The following is a 19,597-nucleotide window of genomic DNA, read 5'->3' as shown; positions in this document are numbered from 1 at the left end:
TAAATAAAAAATTTTTTTACAAGATGTTGTAATTTAAAATAAAAATCCTAAATAGAATAGGAATTGGCTTATTTTTAGAAAGCCTGATGGTTGATATGCTTTTCTTATTCATTTTTCATTGGGGAAACAATGCTGAACCATGTCATTATAACGGCTATAATTGTTATTAGCCTGACTATAATGGCTTCCTTCCTATATTTTAGGCGGGGGCGGCGTTCTGGCGTCTATCAAATACCCTCTGTAGCGTCACCATCATTTAGAAAAATGATTGATTTAGATTACCAAACCATCTCTCAGTATTTAAATTATTGCTCTGCTGTATCAATAAATTCTTCTCAACATCCATGGCAAATCAAAAAAAATTCAACAATAGCAACAATTTGCCATTCATTAACGCGTTTTAATTTGCGCCAAGAGCAGGGAAATAGCTGGCGTTATTTTATTGATACCATTGAAGTTCAGCTCCCTTCACAGCTTGAACCGTTTTTGCAGCGCCAAAATGTCATGGAGATAGTCGAAACAGATCATTTACCATTGATTATTTCAATGAATAGTCACTCATTGAAAGATTTTAGTAGTGAATGGCAAACTGACGTGCCACTCGATTCAATATTGCCTGATGCTGCAATTCAAGAACGTGGCCAACATAGCATTGAACGATTAAAAGTGCGTAAAGAGACGATAGAAGAGCATAGATTACACCATTCTACGGGCTGGCTTGGCGCTGCGATCATTTGCCTGAGTTTTTTATTTGGTTATTTAACCCTCGTTTCAATCCCGTTATTACAGGAATCGGGGTTAGTGATTTCAATGATTACGTTTGTCATTGGGTTACTTGTTCTTTTTCGCTCTAGGATGTTTCCTCGAAAATATCAAGATATTCAATGTATTCACGGTCAACCAAAGCGCTGGGAACTTTATGGCGAGCTTGATAAAAAATATTCCACAAATACCTCTATTGCGGGTATTGATTTGCACTACCCCAGCCATTGGGCGAGTTATTTAAAATACGAAGAAAACCAAGCCGTTAATATTGATTTTTATACGACGGGTGAGGTGGTTAGACTCGGTAAGTATCTTTCTTTGCATGAAGAAGAACGTTATTACCCATATAAGCGGTTCAAAAAGAATGTGTTGATGTTAGTTGGGGCATTATTAACGATGGCCTTGATATTTGCATATCAACCGATGGGGTTACCGATAAAACTGGGTTTTGCTTGGTTAGGTGGTACAGAGAAAATTAAGGTTGAGGACCCTAATGACCTCGTTTCCCGTCAGATCAAAATTGGGGATACATTAGTTGCCCAAGGTAAAGGGATGTGTTACCGCCCACCGAATTTGAATAAAGAAAACCAAGCTCAATTTGTACCGTTTGATTGCTCTGGTATTTATTGGAATGATGTTAGTTTACTGACTGAACCTCAATCAGAGGTTGTCGAACGTTCAATATCATTGCTTGATACTGTCAAAAGCCAATTACATCCAGACAAAAACTCAGTCGGGGTTAATCCAAGGTTACAGCGCGATATTATGAAATCTGGGATGAATATCATCTTTGATTTTTCGGCTATTATTATGGGAACAGAACAACTGTGCCATAATTCGGATAACTGCTTAAAATTAAAAAATGCACTGACTAACTTAGGAAGTACAGAGGATTGGCCTACATTAGTAAAGAAAGCATCCACAGGAAAATTAAAAGGGGCTCATGTTTTATTGCGTGCGGGTAGCGCAGAGGCCTTGGAAAACATCGTGGAAGACACCATATATGATTTTATCAGGACAGAAATAGACAGAGAAGTGCGTAAAATTAATAGTCCGCCTCCTGGAGGTGTTTTATTAATTAGTGATGAAAATAAGCCTTTAGTCGATTCGATACCGGGAGCTTCTTTTAATGAGTTATCGCCATTACAGCGTTGGCAAGAATTGCAAAGGTTATCAAATCTTCTAATCAATACACCGTTCAATATTGAAGGGGTCATTACGAGTTTATCAGTAGATGCTAATGGCACATTGCAAATTGTGTTGCATGAAGAGCCCAATTCAAAAGTGGTATCTCAGTATATACGTAGTGCGATTTTTATCCTGTTTTTGTTAGTGTGTGCTTTGTTAAATGGTTCGTTGATTGTGCTACGTGTTTTGAATAATAAGAAGCGTTTGCGTAATATCACAGAATATTATGATAAATGCTTTGAGGCTAATCCCCCTTCCTATCGTCGATAGTATCATCCCGAAAATAGAGGGAGCCTCTTCTTAGTTTGATTCAGACTTATGTTGAGGAGGCACCATGAATCAATCCACTATAGAACCTGTTCGCCTTGATAAATGGCTGTGGGCTGCGCGATTTTATAAAACGCGTGCAGTCGCCCGTGAAATGATTGAAGGTGGTAAAGTTCATTATAATGGGCAAAGAACTAAGCCCGGGAAGATTGTTGAGTTACACGGAATCGTTAAGCTTCGACAAGGTAATGATGAACGGACGGTTGAAATCATGCAAATTAGTAGCCAGCGTAAAGGCGCGCCGGAAGCACAGTTTCTGTACTGTGAAACCGTAGAAAGTATTGAACAACGAGAGAAAATGGCACAAGCGCGTAAGATGAATGCACTTACGATGCCGCATCCAGAGCGACGTCCAGATAAGAAAGAACGGCGTACTCTATTAAAGTTTAAACAAACAAATTCTCATGAGTCGTCTTGATGACGGCCTGAGCAACAGCCCGAGCAATAGAGAGATATTATGGCAAACCAAGACTTACTCCACCGTTTTTTATTTGAGCAACATTCCGTTCGTGGGGAAATGATCAGTGTTGATGAAACCTTTGAACATATTTTAGAAAACCATGACTACCCAACAGCGGTGAAAAGTTTGTTAGGTGAGTTACTTGTTGCTACCAGTTTATTGACGGCAACGTTGAAGTTTGATGGTGATATTACTGTCCAAATTCAAGGGGATGGGCCGGTTAATCTGGCGGTTATCAACGGTAATAATTTACAACAGATGCGTGGTGTTGCACGTGTAGATGGCCCTGTTGTGGCTGGTAGCACTCTGAAGCAGATGATTGGTAATGGTTTTATGGTGATTACCATCACACCGAATCAAGGTGAACGTTATCAAGGAATTGTGGCGATCGAAGGGGATTCTATTGAAGAAAGCATTGATGCCTATTTCCGCCAGTCAGAGCAATTGCCAACCCGTTTATTCATTCGTGTGGGTGAAGTAGATGGGAAACCAAGTGCAGGTGGCATGTTGTTGCAAGTTTTACCAGCGGCAAATGAAACAAGCCATGATTTCTTTGACCACTTAGTGCAACTGACAGCCACAATTAAAGGCCAAGAGCTGAGCACATTGGATGTGAAAGAGGTTTTACATCGTCTTTATCATGAAGAAGATGTCACGTTATATGACCCACAATCTGTCGAGTTTCGTTGTACTTGTTCAAGGGAGCGTTGCGAAAGTACATTAGCGACGTTACCGAAGGAAGATGTTATCGATATTTTACACAAAGATGGAAAAATTGATATGGAGTGTGAATTTTGTGGCTCACATTACGTATTTATTGAATCCGATCTTCAAGGGTTAAATAATGAGCTAAATCAGCAACTTCACTGATACGATTTAGCAACCTAATTATGTGACAAGGGTGCAATTCTGCACCCTTTTTTTATAATTTTAAAGCATTATTACGTGCTCTAAGTCTCATTATGAATTAAAAAAAATTATACATTTTCAATTCTTTGATAGCAATCGCTGTTAATTAGTCGTAAAGAATTATGATCATCCGCAGATTAATTATGTTTACCAGGAGCAATATAATGAGCGCTAAAAGCATTACCCTGAAGGAACTTGAAAAGTACGGTATTCATGATGTAGCTGAAGTGGTTTATAACCCAAGTTACGAGCTATTATTCACGGAAGAAACTAAGCCAGGACTTGAAGGTTATGAGCGTGGAACAGTAACCACTTTAGGTGCGGTTGCGGTTGATACAGGTATCTTTACTGGTCGTTCACCAAAAGATAAATATATTGTACGTGATGACGTGACTCGCGATACAGTTTGGTGGGCAGACCAAGGTAAAGGTAAAAACGACAACAAACCGATGTCACAAGAAGTTTGGGCGGATCTCAAACATTTAGTGACTGAACAACTGTCTGGTAAACGTTTGTTTATCATTGATGCATTCTGTGGTGCGAACGCCGACACTCGTCTAAAAGTACGTTTCATCACTGAAGTTGCATGGCAGGCGCATTTCGTTAAAAACATGTTCATTCGCCCATCAGATGAAGAGCTAGTGGGCTTCGAACCTGATTTCATCGTCATGAACGGCGCGAAATGTACTAACCCGAATTGGGAAGCACAAGGTTTGAATTCAGAAAACTTTGTTGCGTTCAACTTAACAGAGCGCATGCAACTGATCGGTGGCTCTTGGTATGGTGGCGAAATGAAGAAAGGTATGTTCTCTATGATGAACTACCTGCTGCCATTAAAAGGCATTGCATCTATGCACTGTTCTGCTAACGTCGGCGAAAAAGGCGATGTCGCCATTTTCTTTGGTTTATCTGGAACAGGTAAAACCACACTTTCTACCGATCCAAAACGTAAGTTAATTGGTGACGATGAACACGGTTGGGATGATGACGGCGTATTCAACTTTGAAGGCGGTTGCTACGCAAAAACGATCAACTTATCTAAAGAAGCTGAGCCAGACATCTATGGCGCTATCAAACGTGATGCGTTATTGGAAAACGTGATGGTGTTGGCAGATGGTACTGTTGATTTCAATGATGGTTCAAAAACGGAAAATACCCGTGTTTCTTATCCAATCTACCACATTGACAACATTGTAAAACCTGTTTCTAAAGCGGGCCATGCAACAAAAGTTATCTTCTTAACCGCAGATGCATTTGGTGTGTTGCCACCTGTTTCTCGTTTAACGCCTGAACAAACGCAGTACCACTTCCTATCAGGCTTTACCGCGAAATTAGCAGGGACAGAGCGTGGTGTGACGGAACCGACTCCGACATTCTCTGCATGTTTTGGCGCTGCATTCTTATCATTGCACCCAACACAATACGCTGAAGTATTAGTTAAACGTATGGAAGCGGCTGGCGCGAAAGCTTACTTAGTGAATACAGGCTGGAACGGTACAGGCAAACGTATCTCCATCAAAGATACTCGTGCCATCATCGATGCTATTTTAAGTGGTGATATCGAAAAAGCGGACATGATTAAACTGCCTGTGTTCGATTTAGAAGTCCCAACAGCATTACCGGGTGTGGATACCAATATCCTTGACCCACGTAATACTTATGCAGACAAAGCGCAGTGGGATGAAAAAGCGCAAGACTTAGCAGAACGTTTCGTGAATAACTTTGATAAGTACACGGACACGCCAGCAGGTGCCGCACTGGTGAAAGCCGGGCCAAAACTGTAATTAGTTTTGTGAATCAATAAATAATAAAGGCTCTACCAATGTAGAGCCTTTTTTGTTGTGAAAATGATTATTCTGCGGATGGTAAGTCAAACAACAGGATTTCACTATCTTCACTTGCTTTGATGGTGAGTGCTGTTTCTTGCCAAATAGCTAAACCATCGCTGGTGGTTGCTTTTTGGCCATTGATTTCCACATTCCCTTTGACGACTTGAATCCATACAACTCGCTTATCAGCGACCGCATGAGTGTGTGTTTCATTTGCAGGTAATGCCCAGCGCCACAGTTCCATATCTTGATAAACTTTTAATGAGCCATCACGTGCATCCGGTGATAGCACCAATTGCTTGCCATCTTTGGAATCGAACCGTTTTTGCTCATAACGTGGCTCAATACCCGTTCTCTCAGGAATGATCCAAATTTGGTACAGGTGTAGCTCTTCTTCATTGCTTGGGTTGTATTCAGAATGACGAATACCCGTACCTGCACTCATAATTTGGAATTCACCCGCAGGGATTTGCTCCATATTGCCCATGCTGTCTTTATGTTCGACAGTCCCATTGAGCACATAGGTCAATATTTCCATATCTTTATGGGGGTGGGTTCCAAACCCTTGGCCCGCAGCAATAAAGTCTTCGTTAATTACTCTCAGTGCAGAAAAGCCCATAAATTGCTCATCATAGTAGCTAGAGAATGAAAAAGTATGCCAACTGTCGAGCCATCCATGGTTTGCATGACCACGTTCGTTTGCTTTGCGTAAATAAATCATCGTGTTCTCTCCTGTACGGATTTCAACCTTGGTTGAACTCGCTCTAAATGTGTTGATGACAGTTTAACCAATTTATACGCAGAGAAAAGTAGCTCCCATTAACCATAGGATCCAAAAAATTTGAATAAGATACGCGGTGATTGCAGAGAATTGTGGTGTGGATAAAAAAATAGCCAGCGCAAGGCTGGCTAAAGTAAACACTGGAAGCAATGTGAGCAATGTCGTACCCCCTGCAAAAGGGTGACTAAGTAACCCTATCGAGGAAGTGATGATAATGATAATAGTTATCACTATCGTTTGTAAAGCATTATTTTTAACCAAAATAATATATCTTATAATTAAAACTGCAATTATATGATTTATATGAAATTAAATATTAACCATTATTTTTCAATGGATTAAGATTTTCTGGGCATCAATACAGGAGGATACTCCTAACAGAACAATTCCATTAAGCGTCGAGTTAAGACTGAGTATGTTTCCAGTCTTTTTCCTATTATTCAGTGAAAGGGAGAGGCAAGCTTTCCGCACATGCAGCCGCGGAACTCCATGCCCATTGAAAATTATAACCTCCGAGCCAGCCAGTTACATCCATCACCTCACCAATAAAGTACAGGCCAGACACTTTAAGCGATTGCATGGTTTTAGACGATATTTCGTGAGTATCAACGCCACCTAATGTTACTTCAGCTGTGCGGTACCCTTCCGTTCCATTAGGTTGTACCTGCCATTGGTGTAATGTGGTGTGCAACGCTTCAATTTGAGGATGGTTAAGCTGTTTTAGCGCACATTCAGGGATTTGCCCTTGAGCTTGTAATATCTCAATTAGCCGTTTAGGTAGTATTTTTGCTAAGGTATTTTTCAACGATTGATTTGGGTGCTGGTGTTTCTCTGAAGCGATAAAATCATTTACGGCAATATCGGGAAGTAAGTTAATACTTACGTACTCACCAGAGTTCCAGTAGCTGGATATTTGCAAAATGGCTGGACCAGAAAGCCCCCGATGGGTGAATAAAATATTTTCTTTAAATACGGTGCCATTTGCTGCTGTTACCGTTGCAGGGACAGAGATGCCTGAAAGTACCTGCAATGTTTCTAAAAGGGGTTTATGTAAAGTGAAGGGCACCAGTGCTGCTCGTGTTGGAATAATAGTATGCCCAAACTGTTCCGCAAGGCGATAGCCAAAGGGGGTTGCACCTAAACCAGGCATCGATAAGCCGCCGGTTGCAACGACAAGTGAGTGGGTACTTACTTGAGAGCCGTTAATCGTGACTAAAAAACCATCATCTATTTTGTCAACGGCAGTGACCTCACTACGTAACTTAATAGTGATATTAGGTAGGTTACACTCACTTTGCAGCATATCGACGATATCTTGTGCGCTATTATCACAAAAAAGCTGCCCTAAGGTTTTTTCATGATAAGGGATATTATATTTAGCGACTAAGGCAATAAAATCCCACTGTGTATAGCGAGCAAGTGCTGACTTACAAAAGTGCGGGTTCGTAGAAATGTAATTACTGTGCTCTGTATACATATTAGTGAAATTGCAGCGTCCGCCACCGGACATCAATATTTTCCTGCCTAATTTTTTCCCGTTATCAACCACTAGCGTTTTCAAACCGCGTTTGCCAGAGTGTGAGGCACAAAATAAACCTGCGGCGCCAGCACCTAAAATAATAACGTCGAAATTTTTCACAATAAGTGTCTCTATATATGTTTGATTTTAAGCATAATTACATTGATAACTGGGATATTTTACGTCATCTCATCGAGATTGTAATGTAAAGCTTTGAGGAAGAACTGATGAAAACTATACAGGACGTATTATAATTAGAGAAATTCGTCTAAAAAAAGCAAACAACGATTATTTTCTGGAAATATCGTTAAAAAGTTTCAAAAATTCAGAATAAGTTTGATTGCTGCAATTCATTGAAATATATGGGGTAATTGCTATGAGGTACTTTTTTGATGGGTAGTTAAATCAAAAAAAGGTTAGATTTTGCTTCCACCGCCAGCGTTTGTCACTGATAATGCGCCGCGTTCATGTCCAACATATAATGGCTTAACGTCTATGCTACATCTTTTTACAGGTTTAGAATTTCATACAGGTCTATTATTAGTTCTGGCACTGTTGTTTGTGCTGATCTATGAGGCTATAAATGGCTTCCATGACACCGCTAACGCGGTAGCAACGGTTATTTATACCAGAGCAATGCGGGCTCAGTTCGCAGTTGTCATGGCAGGGGTTTTTAACTTTTTTGGTGTCTTGCTGGGAGGGTTGAGCGTTGCATATGCCATTGTCCATCTCTTACCAACAGACCTCTTGCTTAATGTGAGCTCAGCTCACGGCCTTGCAATGGTTTTCTCATTGCTCTTGGCTGCAATTATTTGGAACCTTGGAACTTGGTACTTAGGTATTCCTGCTTCCAGTTCACACACACTTATCGGGGCGATAATCGGGGTGGGTTTAACCAACGCGATTGTGACTGATTCGTCTGTCGTTGATGCCTTGAATATACCGAAAATGATCAGTATTTTCATGTCATTAATTTTGTCTCCCGCTATCGGTTTTGTGATTGCCGGTTTGATGATTTTCTTTTTGCGCCGTTATTGGAGTGGCACAAAGAAACGTCGTCGTATTCACTTAACACCTGCGGAACGTGAGAAAAAAGATGGTAAGCGTAAGCCGCCATTCTGGACCCGTACTGCATTGATTTTGTCAGCAGTTGGGGTGAGTTTCTCCCATGGTGCGAACGATGGTCAGAAAGGCATCGGTCTTATCATGCTGGTGCTAATTGGTGTTGCTCCAGCAGGTTTCGTTATGAATATGAATTCTAACGGTTATGACATCGCAAAAACACATGATGCGGTTGTCCACCTGCAACAATACTATGAAACACATAAACCAGCGTTAAACCATGCAATAGAAAATGCCCCGACCGTTGCAGAAAGTAGTGATGAACCCGGTGGTGAATTCCATTGTGATAGCACACGTACTGGCGCTATTTTAAATCAAGCGCAAACGATGCTTGATGGCATTCAAAGTTATGAAGAGCTGACGCCAGACCAACGTAACCACGCACGCCGTTTGCTGATGTGTATCTCTGATACTGCGAATGCGGTTGCAAAATTACCAGAAACCAGTTCCAAAGATGCCAGCTTACTGAAAAAACTCAGTAATGATTTGCTGTATACCGTTGAATATGCACCATTGTGGATCATTATTGCGGTTGCTTTAGCATTATCATTAGGCACCATGTTTGGTTGGCAGCGTGTTGCTGTGACCATTGGTGAGAAAATTGGTAAGAAAGGTATGACTTATGCGCAAGGTGTATCTGCTCAGGTAACTGCGGCAGTCTCTATCGGTGTGGCAAGTTATACTGGTATGCCAGTTTCAACAACGCAGGTTTTATCTTCTGCAGTGGCGGGTACGATGGTTGTCGATGGTGGTGGTGTACAAACAAAAACCATTAAAAGCATTGCGCTAGCATGGTTATTAACTTTACCGGTGTCCATTGTGTTATCCGGCGGTTTATACTGGCTATCGCTGCTGTTTATCTAGTCGCGCTAATTTTGGCTTCATACATGAGTATGGAGCCTTTAACAGTTACATGAACACAGTAATCTACATATACAAAATAGTGATGATCGAAAGGCCATCACTATTTTTTCATTAGAAAGTTACGATCATAGTTAACCTGTTATCAATAAATACGCTAAACTCACGATAACAAGTATGCTGAGCCTGCTTATCATCATGAATTGCTTACGGATTCGCTCACAACGCAAAATAACTTCAGGGTCATAATGTTCAAGGTATTGTTTGTTATTTATGTATCGAACTAACCGGAGTTGTTTGTTTAGCTGGCCGTGTGTAGTAAAAAAACCATTACCATCAACGGATTGATAAAGCAGAGGGTCTGAATCCCTTAAAATAGACAATAGAACACGAACGGAAGAAAAGTACCGCATCATATTTAAGATGCACAAAATGCATAATGCCCAAAACAATGCAATCATACTGAACATAATCCTCTCCTTAGAACCTAGCTCAAGCTCACAGCAATTGTCGCAAAGGAAATACAGCAGAAAAATTATACTTATACTCAGTTATTTTATTGTAGGATAAATTATTGTTTAAAAAAAGTGCAATTAGCGCAAATTTGTGATGACCTTTTGTTTATATTGAAGAAAATAAACCTGAGTTACTGAACTTTAATATCACAGTTTGCTGGGCAACTTTGTTGTTTTACTAAGCTAAAGAGTCTCCATAACTCGAATTTTTTAGGGCAATATATTAATATTGAATGAATGATGTTATTGTTTTATAAAATGTTATATGAAGTGATGATTTTAAGGTTAATCTGCTTAGATGTGATCAAAGCAACACTTAATAATCACAATTAGCAGGTATAGTATTCATAAAGATGTGGTGAAGGCATAACCACCAGATAATCAGCATTCGGAAGGAGTTTACTTATGGCTTACAAACATATTCTCGTTGCGGTAGATTTATCACCTGAAAGTAAAGTATTACTGGATAAGGCTGTCTCTATGGCAAAACCTTACGGGGCCAAAGTATCTATGATCCATGTTGATGTTAACTATTCAGACCTCTATACCGGTCTTATTGATGTCAATCTTGGTGACATGCAGCAACGTATTACTGATGAAACGCGTAATGCTCTGAAAGATTTGTCTGCAGGTGCAGGTTATGAAATTCAAGAAACACTCAGCGGTAGTGGTGATCTAGGCCAAGTACTGGTCGATGCCATCAAAAAATACAATATGGATTTAGTGGTCTGTGGGCACCACCAAGATTTCTGGAGCAAGCTGATGTCGTCTGCTCGCCAACTAATCAATACAGTCCATGTGGATATGTTGATTGTGCCACTAAATGATGATGAAGAATAATCCATATCACGTTGTTTGAAATATTATTCACTAAAAACGCTTGCTTATGCAGGCGTTTTTTTTGTTTCAAAATATGTATTTTGAGGTAGTTATTGGCAGGTCAAGCAATTTATTTTGCTATAGAGTGAAAAAAAACCTTGAATTTAGAATACAAACTAATGATATATTCAATAGGCAAACGCAAATCAACCTCACATTTCCTAAAAATAATGATAAGAAAGAGTGAGGCACATCACAACAACTACATGTTAAAAAGGAAGACATAGATGACACAATCACTATCTTCGTTCTTGGAGTCTGTCCAAAAAAGAGACCCTTCTCAACCTGAATTTTTACAAGCGGTACGTGAAGTATTCACTTCCCTTTGGCCGTTCTTAGAGCAAAATGCGAAGTATCGTGACCAAGCATTACTTGAGCGTTTTGTTGAACCTGAACGTGTGATTCAATTTCGAGTGTGTTGGGTAGACGACCAAGGTAAAGTTCAAGTCAACCGTGCATGGCGTGTACAATTTAGCTCTGCAATCGGCCCATTCAAGGGTGGTATGCGTTTTCATCCATCTGTGAATTTATCCATTCTGAAATTCTTAGGTTTTGAACAAACACTGAAAAATGCCCTGACCACATTGCCAATGGGTGGTGGTAAAGGTGGCTCTGACTTTGATCCTAAAGGTAAAAGCCATGGCGAAGTGATGCGTTTTTGCCAAGCATTGATGACAGAACTTTATCGCCATATTGGTTCTAATACTGACGTCCCTGCGGGGGATATTGGTGTGGGTGGACGTGAAGTGGGCTTTATGACAGGTATGATGAAAAAACTGTCTAATGACACTTCTTGTGTATTCACCGGTAAAGGATTGTCTTTTGGTGGTAGTTTAATTCGCCCTGAAGCAACCGGTTACGGTTTGGTTTATTTCACAAATGCAATGCTAAAACGCCATGGCCTAGGCTTTGAAGGGATGCGTGTAGCAGTTTCCGGTTCAGGTAACGTTGCACAGTACACCATTGAAAAATGTATGGAGCTTGGCGCTAAAGTGGTTACAGCTTCTGATTCAAGCGGTACTGTGGTTGATGAAGAAGGTTTTACAACAGAAAAACTTGCACGTTTGGAAGAAATCAAAAACAACTATGGTCGTATTGAAGAATATGCAAAAGAGTTTGGCTTAACTTACTTAGCGGGCCAGCAACCATGGAATGTGTCTGTCGATATTGCTTTGCCATGTGCAACACAAAATGAGCTGGATGTTGATGCAGCAAAAGTGTTAATCAAAAATGGTGTTAAAGCGGTCGCTGAAGGGGCTAATATGCCAACGACGATCCCTGCAACCGAACTGTTCCTTGAAGCGGGAGTGCTGTTTGCTCCAGGTAAAGCGGCTAATGCAGGTGGTGTGGCAACGTCAGGTCTTGAAATGGCTCAAAATGCGGCTCGTCTAGGCTGGAAAGCAGAAAAAGTTGACGCTCGTCTACACCATATCATGTTGGATATTCACCAGCACTGTGTGGAATTCGGTGGCGAAGAGAAACAAACAAACTATGTTCAAGGTGCTAATATCGCGGGCTTTGTAAAAGTCGCTGATGCAATGCTTGGGCAGGGTGTGTTGTAATTCTCTGACCTCAAAACGTACGCGAAAGGGCGGCTGTATCATACTGATAAATTCACCTGTACATACGCCCTTCGCCGTTACGTTTATTCGTTATTTTTAATGCATGGATAGATATCAAACCGATGGTTTTTAGTGGTAATCGCTGATGGCGCTTTTTGTCCCGCAAGGGGCTCTGCATAGTCAGGGCGCTTAACAACTACCCTACGTTTAGCCAAAGCAATCGCAGGGGCTAATAATGAATCTGCATCATCATCTGCTCCCACCAATGACTGAAATACTCGCATTTCCTTCTTCACTAAAGCACTTTTTTGCCGATGAGGGTACATCGGGTCGAGATAGATAACATCAGGCGCGTGGGTTATTTCACTCAGAGCGGTAATACTGGATGCATGGATCAATGACATTCGCTCTTGTAACCATGGGCCAATTTCTGCATCTTGATAGCCCCGTTGTAAGCCATTGTCTAATAGGGCAGCAACCACAGGGTGACGTTCCAACATGCGGACATGGCAACCGAGAGCGGCGAGAACAAAGGCATCACGCCCTAGGCCAGCAGTGGCATCAACCACATCGGGAATATAATCTTTTTTGATTCCCACAGCTTTGGCGACCGCTTCACCACGACCCCCTCCAAATTTACGGCGATGAGCCATAGCCCCAGAGACGAAGTCGACAAAAATTCCCCCTAATTTAGGTTCATCTAGCTTACGCAGTTGTAAATTTTCAGGCGTAAGTACGACAGCCATAACGGCATCAGGGGTATGAGAAAGCTGCCATTTTTCAGAAAGTTGAGAGAGAGTGCCGGGATCGGCACCCTCTTCACAGATCAACTGGATCGCAATGTCATTAGCCATGGATACCATAGCTCTTTAACATCGCATCGAGTTCTGGTTTACGACCACGGAAGCGTTCAAACAGTGCCATTGGCTCTTCAGAACCCCCACGACTTAGGATATTGTCGAGGAAGGACTGACCCGTTTGACGATTAAAGATACCTTCTTCACTGAAGCGTGAGTATGCATCTGCCGCGAGTACATCTGCCCACAAGTAGCTGTAATAACCTGCGGCGTATCCCCCCGCAAAGATATGGCTAAAGGCATGTGGGAAACGTGACCATTCAGGAGAGGGTACGACAGCGACTTTGTCTTTAATTGCATATAACGTTGGCATGACTTGCGCACCTTTTGCTGGGTCATATTCAGCGTGTAAGGTGAAGTCAAATAGACCAAATTCCAACTGACGCAGAACAAACATGGCTGACTGGTAATTCTTCGCCGCTAACATGCTATTGAGCATTTCTGTTGGTAATGGTTCGCCTGTTTCATAATGGCCAGAAATAAATTCGAGGGCTTCGGGCTCCCAGCACCAGTTTTCCATAAATTGACTTGGTAGCTCGACGGCATCCCATGGCACCCCGTTAATCCCTGCGACATCTGCAACATCAATTTGTGTTAACATATGATGTAAGCCGTGGCCAAATTCATGGAATAAGGTAGTGACTTCATTATGGGTAAACAGTGCGGGTTTATCACCGAGTGGCTTGTTGAAGTTACAAGTTAAGTAAGCTACAGGATTTTGTAACGAGCCATCTTTATGCACCATACGACCCACACAATCGTCCATCCAAGCCCCACCACGTTTATGTTCGCGGGCGTAGAGGTCAAGGTAGAAACTACCGCGCAGAGTGTTGGTATCGTCATAGAGTTCGAAGAAACGTACATCTTTATGCCATGTTTCGACGTCATTGCGTTCTTTAGCGGTTAAACCATAGATACGATGAACAACCTCGAATAACCCATTCAGGACGCGCTGTTCAGGGAAATAAGGGCGTAACTGCTCATCATTTAATGAGAATTTATGCTGTTTTTGTTTTTCGCTGTAATAGGCTAAATCCCAAGACTCAAGCTTATCAATACCATAATGTTCTTTAGCAAAAGAGGTCAGTTCAGCCAGCTCATTTTCCCCTTGCTGATGAGCACGGTCGGCTAAATCATTGAGGAAATTCAGCACTTGCTCTGGGGATTCGGCCATTTTGGTCGCTAGGGATTTTTCTGCGTAGTTTTTAAAACCTAATAATTGCGCTAGTTCGTGGCGTAAAGCCATCAGTTCATCAATTAATTCGCTGTTATCCCATTTACCTGCATTTGGGCCTTGGTCAGACGCACGGGTGCTATATGCATGGCTCATTTCACGACGTAATTCTGCGTTGTCAGCATAGGTCATAACAGGTAAATAGCTTGGCATATCAAGAGTGAGTAAGTAGCCTTCTTCACCTTTTGATTCAGCCATGGCTTTTGCTGCAGCAATTGCACTTTCTGGCATACCCGCTAATTCATTTTCGTCTTTAACGAGCTTACTCCAACCCATGGTAGCATCAAGAACGTTATTGCTAAATTTAGACGCTATCTCCGATAAACGTGCGACGATTTCACCGTAACGTTGCTGTTTTTCAGCGGGTAAGCCAATGCCGGATAACTCAAAATCACGTAAGGTATTTTCGATGGATTTACGTTGAGCTTGGCTAAGGGAATTAAATTCAGCCCCTTCTTTTAATGACTTATATGCTTGATATAAAGGCTCATGTTGCCCCATCCAAGTACTGAATTCAGACAGTAACGGCAAGCATTTTTCATACTCTTCGCGCAGTTCTGGGCTGTTTTTCACCGAGTGCAAATGACTAACTGGCGACCAAACACGAGAAAGCTTATCGCTGGCTTCTTCTAAAGGTTGGCACAGGTTGTCCCAAGTGTATTGATCCGTTGCACTCAGCAGGTTTTCTACTGTTTGGCGATATTCATTGAGTACATGTTGGACTGCGGGGAAAACATCCGCAGGCTCTATAGTAGAAAAGCGGGGTAGTGCGGAATCGGCTAATAATGAATTTGTCATAAAACATCCTGTGATTGCAGGCTTGTGCTCGTAGGCCAAGGCTTACTGTATTGACAATAAAAGTTAAATGGCGAACTTATACCCAAATAGGGTTAATGTTATGGATCATATAACCAGTACGCCATAGCGAATATAAGAAAGTATATGGGGGCAGATGTACAAACCTCAATATCAATCTAACGTTTTTTCTTATTAACACTTATCAATAAATGGGTTTTTTGTTGGCTTTTATCAATAAAGGCAATAGTTGTAGTTTCAATGCTTTGGAAAATAATGAATTCAGTCTATAATCACTTTCCAATCTATAGAGGAAGATCGTCGTCTCCGGTGAGGCGGCTGGATTTCAAATCCAGTTGGGGCTGCCAGCAGTCCCGGGCAGGTTCGACTCCTGTGATCTTCCGCCAAACGCAGTTTCTGAATTTCTTCCAAAAGCTATATTTTCTTTGTAAATCAATAAGATTAATCATCTCAAAGTCTGTCTGATTCTCCCCTTGTTTACTGGTTTCTACCCCTGTTTGGGGGCAAAATTGGGGGCATAATTTTTCCCTATTTTTTGGATGCCCCCACAATGAAGCTCAAAGCCAGTCAGGTAGCGGCCTCAAGGCCAATGGTAACCCCCTATAAAATGACCGATGGAGGGGGGTTATATCTCGAGGTTATATCAGCGTTTGCAGGAGAGCTTAATTAAAGGTGGATTATCGGACCGAAATGCAAAAGGTAAGCGAGCTCGTACTTGTTCAGTAAATGGTCTTGATGGGGATATTAAATTAAATAAAGCATTGTGGGTGATGACTGAAAAGATGCACAAACATTTTTCTTGCAGAGAATGGATATAGGTAATAATAGTATATTGTTTTTACATAAAATAATGTGCTTGCTAGCTATTCATTGATGGCCTTATTTTTTTGTTAAATATGCTATATTGTTGTTCATAGTTTATGCATAACATATAGAAAGTGGGGGCAATTTGATGAGCGAAAATCTTCCTGAAGCACCACAGGGCGAATTTGTTTTGTTCCGCAGTGAAGATGGTCAAACTCGTGTCGAATGCCGCTTTGAATCCGATACTTTGTGGTTATCTCAGGCTGAAATTGCCAACCTTTATCAGGTAACACCTCAGGCAATAACCCAACATGTTAAAGCGATCTATGAAGAGGGTGAGTTTGTACAAAATTCAACTTGTAAGTCTTTCTTACAAGTTCGACAAGAAGGTAATCGACAGGTTAATCGCAACACGTTGCATTACAATCTCTCAATGATCCTTGCGATTGGCTACCGCGTTCGTTCTATTCGTGGCACTCAGTTCCGCCAGTGGGCAAACGCTGGAGCAGTATCTGATCAAAGGGTTTGTGATGGATGATGAGCGGCTAAAAAATCCGCCTATCGGTCAGTCAGTCGTGCCAGATTACTTTGATGAAATGCTCGAACGCATTCGTGATATTCGTGCCAGTGAGCGGCGGGTTTATTTACGGGTGAAAGAGATTTTCACCATGGCAGCGGATTACGAGCCTTCGAATAAAGAAACCAATCGTTTCTTCCAAACCATCCAAAACAAGCTGCATTTTACTTGTACGGGAATGACTGCTGCTGAGCTTATTGCCTCTCGCGCATATGCCTGTCAGCCGGATATGGGATTAACTAGCTATAAGTCGGACGAAGTTCGTAAAACGGATATGACAGTTGCGAAGAATTATCTACGTGAAAATGAACTGAAAGAATTAAACCGCATCGTCAATATGTGGCTCGACTTTGCCGAAGACCAAGCACTGCGCCGTAAGCAAGTATTCTTACAAGATAGGGATACTAAACTGGATCAGTTTTTAAGTTTCAATGACCGAGACGTATTGCAAGGCGCTGGTGGAATAAGTAAGAAAGCCGCTGATGAAAAAGCTAAAGAGATATTTGATATTTTTGCTCAAAAATGTCGTCGGTTAAAAGAAGCGGAAGGAGCGAGAGCGAATATCGCGGCGCTGAAAGATTTACTGAAAATAGGAAAGTAGAAAAATAGTAGAATCACTATTTTTAGTTAAATTGCTAAAATTAGCTTAGTACCTGAGGTGGTCGTAGTAAACAAGAGGGAACTCATACTCACTAACGGTTCATAACCACGAAAAGTGTACTAAGAACCTTTTAGTATTAGTGAGTCATTACAGGTTTTAGTTAGGTTGACTCCCTAACTAGAAATCAGCCTTAGAAAAACCAGTCATAACATCCAGTTCCATTTCGCGGCCTAATGCTGTCATTGGATGGACAATTATCAAACCTCGCACGGACTTCTTCAGCTTGCCAAGATCGGCTTGTTCTTTCTTAGTGATTGGGCGTTTGAATGGCATATCGACTAACTTCTGTGCTTCTTTGCTGAGCTTTTGGTTACGCACTGCTTTCAGACGAGTAATTTCAGTTTCCAACGTCACTTTTTCTTTTTCGAGTTCTGCGTATTTTTCTGCATCGCTCGTCAGTTGCATACTTGCCATCTGGTGACGAATAAGGTCTAAGCGGTCGCTAAGAAGCTTAATTTGTGTTTTTTCAATTTCTTTCATTATTTAATTAACCGTGAATAAATTTCTTGTCGGCAAGTATACACTATTTCGTATTAGAGGGTGAAAAGGGATATAGACTAACACCCCATGTGAGGACGCCTTTATCGCTCATCATTCATGCAATGAAAACAACATAATTACCTTATAAATCAACTTATCACTCAACCACTCACAATTCTGTTTTTTTATGCCTTAGTGATATCATGATTAAGTGCTTGCATTTCGGTATCATCACTGACCTTTCTGACATATTATATTTAATTTTCTGAAAAATTATTATTTTTAGTTAATTTATCGTTGGTATATAGCAAAATATAACGAGGTATAGATGAGATCATAATGACTAAACGTAAATTTATTACACGTACAGAGGTGAATTCTTTATTGGATGCTACAAAGCAAGGTCGCTATCCTAATCGCGATTATTGCTTGTTATTAATGAGCTTTTTGCATGGGTTAAGAGTTAGCGAGCTCACTCATATCACAATGGCTGATATTGATTTAGTGCAGAAAGTGATATTTATTAGGAGACTAAAAGGAGGGCTGTCTACCGTACAGCCTATAATTCCCGAAGAGTTTAATGCGATTGAAAAATGGCTAGCTGAAAGAGATTCTTGGAAAACAGCGGGATCAGATTGTTTATTTATTTCACAAAAGGGAAGCCAAATTTCTCGTTATCAAATTTATCGTTTATTTGAGCAGTATGGAAAAATAGCTGGGCTTCCTGTAAAGCTTCATCCTCATATGCTAAGGCATGCATGCGGCTATGCATTAGCTGATTTGGGCCGGGATACACGATTAATTCAAGATTATTTAGGGCATCGAAATATCGCTCATACTGTAATTTATACTGCGAGTAATGAAAAAAGGTTTAGTGGTATTTGGTTGAATCAATAAGCAATTTAATGACTTGTATCAACATAAGGCTAGCACTAAACATAATAATATGAACTAAACACCAAGAATACCTCAGTTATTTAGGCAATTGATTTGATAAAACTGAGGTATTCTTGTGCATATTAAGGGCAATAATTATTTTGAAAGCCACAAACAACATACTCAACTAATTTATTTCACAGCCTTTAAAAATAAAATTAGTTAATAATTTTATTTATTCTTTTTTTTTTGAATTATCATGATTTAATTACTCCAATTAAGAGTGACAGCAAATCACTTTCGTTGTTAACTAATTGTTATCATATTTTAATCATTTTTTTTACAATAATAGTCCGTTTTTGATTGCTAAATAAAGCCACTCTGTGAAATGGTAGGATGTAAGTGAAATTATTTAGATGATAAATTCATGTTTTTGGTTTTTGTAAGTTAAAAACTTTTAATTTCCGCTGTAAAATACAGCAATATAATATATAACAAAAAAATTAATCAATTATCAATGATAATCAATTGGATAAATAAAATATCTATAAAAATCAATCTATAATGCAACATAA

General features: G+C 40.6%; 14 protein-coding genes, 1 tRNA gene and 2 pseudogenes. 11 read left to right on the top strand and 6 right to left on the bottom strand.

Annotation, left to right across the window (positions count from 1 at the left end; genetic code table 11):
* Positions 1–129 precede the first annotated feature (129 nt).
* The 4 genes from PR767_RS19310 (at position 130) to pckA (ending at position 5,433) form a co-directional block, all read left to right on the top strand.
* On the top strand, positions 130–2,223 hold the full coding sequence (locus PR767_RS19310; protein WP_272520824.1) for an IgaA/UmoB family intracellular growth attenuator: 2,094 nt from the start codon (positions 130–132) through the stop codon (positions 2,221–2,223).
* A 64-nt stretch (positions 2,224–2,287) separates the two neighbouring features.
* Entirely contained in the window at positions 2,288–2,698 is a 411-nt protein-coding gene (gene hslR / locus PR767_RS19305; RefSeq protein WP_272520823.1) for a ribosome-associated heat shock protein Hsp15, read from the top strand.
* A 39-nt stretch (positions 2,699–2,737) separates the two neighbouring features.
* Complete coding sequence (gene hslO, locus PR767_RS19300) at positions 2,738–3,610, top strand: Hsp33 family molecular chaperone HslO (RefSeq protein WP_272520822.1); 873 nt, start codon at positions 2,738–2,740, stop codon at positions 3,608–3,610.
* A 203-nt stretch (positions 3,611–3,813) separates the two neighbouring features.
* Positions 3,814–5,433, top strand: coding sequence for a phosphoenolpyruvate carboxykinase (ATP) (gene pckA, locus PR767_RS19295; protein ID WP_004906570.1), 1,620 nt, complete (start codon positions 3,814–3,816; stop codon positions 5,431–5,433).
* Between the two features lie 67 nt (positions 5,434–5,500).
* Here the strand turns inward: pckA and PR767_RS19290 are convergent, their stop codons facing one another.
* Together PR767_RS19290 and PR767_RS19285 are read right to left on the bottom strand one after the other, a co-directional pair.
* The gene (locus PR767_RS19290; RefSeq protein WP_109913168.1) at positions 5,501–6,199 is read right to left on the bottom strand and encodes a pirin family protein; all 699 of its coding nucleotides are present in this window, start codon (positions 6,197–6,199) and stop codon (positions 5,501–5,503) included.
* 496 nt (positions 6,200–6,695) lie between these two features.
* Positions 6,696–7,898, bottom strand: coding sequence for an NAD(P)/FAD-dependent oxidoreductase (locus tag PR767_RS19285; RefSeq protein ID WP_272520821.1), 1,203 nt, complete (start codon positions 7,896–7,898; stop codon positions 6,696–6,698).
* Positions 7,899–8,273: 375 nt separating this feature from the next.
* On the opposite strand from PR767_RS19285, the gene pitA reads away from it, so the two are divergent.
* A complete protein-coding gene (pitA, locus tag PR767_RS19280; protein ID WP_004906562.1) occupies positions 8,274–9,764 on the top strand; it encodes an inorganic phosphate transporter PitA in 1,491 nt (496 codons plus the stop codon).
* 131 nt (positions 9,765–9,895) lie between these two features.
* Here pitA and uspB read toward each other — a convergent pair whose 3' ends face one another.
* The gene (gene uspB, locus PR767_RS19275) at positions 9,896–10,231 is read right to left on the bottom strand and encodes a universal stress protein UspB (RefSeq protein ID WP_004906561.1); all 336 of its coding nucleotides are present in this window, start codon (positions 10,229–10,231) and stop codon (positions 9,896–9,898) included.
* Between the two features lie 450 nt (positions 10,232–10,681).
* On the opposite strand from uspB, the gene uspA reads away from it, so the two are divergent.
* Positions 10,682–11,116: a universal stress protein UspA gene (gene uspA, locus PR767_RS19270; protein WP_004263149.1), complete on the top strand. Its 435-nt coding sequence runs from the start codon at positions 10,682–10,684 to the stop codon at positions 11,114–11,116.
* 266 nt (positions 11,117–11,382) lie between these two features.
* Entirely contained in the window at positions 11,383–12,717 is a 1,335-nt protein-coding gene (gdhA, locus tag PR767_RS19265) for an NADP-specific glutamate dehydrogenase (protein ID WP_117162895.1), read from the top strand.
* An 83-nt stretch (positions 12,718–12,800) separates the two neighbouring features.
* On the opposite strand, the gene rsmJ is transcribed toward gdhA, so the two are convergent.
* Together rsmJ and prlC are read right to left on the bottom strand one after the other, a co-directional pair.
* Positions 12,801–13,571, bottom strand: a complete 771-nt coding sequence (gene rsmJ, locus PR767_RS19260; RefSeq protein WP_272520820.1) for a 16S rRNA (guanine(1516)-N(2))-methyltransferase RsmJ — start codon at positions 13,569–13,571, stop codon at positions 12,801–12,803.
* Positions 13,564–15,606, bottom strand: coding sequence for an oligopeptidase A (gene prlC, locus PR767_RS19255; RefSeq protein WP_272520819.1), 2,043 nt, complete (start codon positions 15,604–15,606; stop codon positions 13,564–13,566). The genes rsmJ and prlC overlap by 8 nt, the downstream gene beginning before the upstream one ends.
* Positions 15,607–15,915: 309 nt before the next feature.
* Here prlC and PR767_RS19250 point away from each other — a divergent pair.
* The 3 genes and pseudogenes from PR767_RS19250 to PR767_RS19240 all read left to right on the top strand — a co-directional run bounded on the left by PR767_RS19250 (position 15,916) and on the right by PR767_RS19240 (position 17,606).
* Positions 15,916–16,010 (top strand) — tRNA-Sec (locus PR767_RS19250).
* Positions 16,011–16,262: 252 nt separating this feature from the next.
* Positions 16,263–16,442: pseudogene (locus tag PR767_RS19245) on the top strand (DUF932 domain-containing protein); the annotation flags it as partial.
* Between the two features lie 134 nt (positions 16,443–16,576).
* Positions 16,577–17,606: pseudogene (locus tag PR767_RS19240) on the top strand (virulence RhuM family protein).
* A 177-nt stretch (positions 17,607–17,783) separates the two neighbouring features.
* On the opposite strand, the gene PR767_RS19235 reads toward PR767_RS19240, so the two are convergent.
* Positions 17,784–18,146 carry a YibL family ribosome-associated protein gene (locus tag PR767_RS19235; RefSeq protein WP_004266221.1) on the bottom strand — a complete coding sequence of 121 codons (363 nt, stop codon included), beginning with the start codon at positions 18,144–18,146 and terminating at the stop codon, positions 17,784–17,786.
* A 339-nt stretch (positions 18,147–18,485) separates the two neighbouring features.
* On the opposite strand from PR767_RS19235, the gene PR767_RS19230 reads away from it, so the two are divergent.
* Positions 18,486–19,043: a tyrosine-type DNA invertase gene (locus PR767_RS19230; RefSeq protein WP_004266220.1), complete on the top strand. Its 558-nt coding sequence runs from the start codon at positions 18,486–18,488 to the stop codon at positions 19,041–19,043.
* Positions 19,044–19,597 lie beyond the last annotated feature (554 nt).

This window comes from Providencia sp. PROV223, from assembly GCF_028479245.1.
In the GTDB taxonomy this organism is placed as follows: Bacteria; Pseudomonadota; Gammaproteobacteria; order Enterobacterales; family Enterobacteriaceae; genus Providencia; species Providencia rettgeri.
Note: the sequence above shows the minus strand (reverse complement) of the source record. Positions and strands in the feature narration are given on the sequence as shown.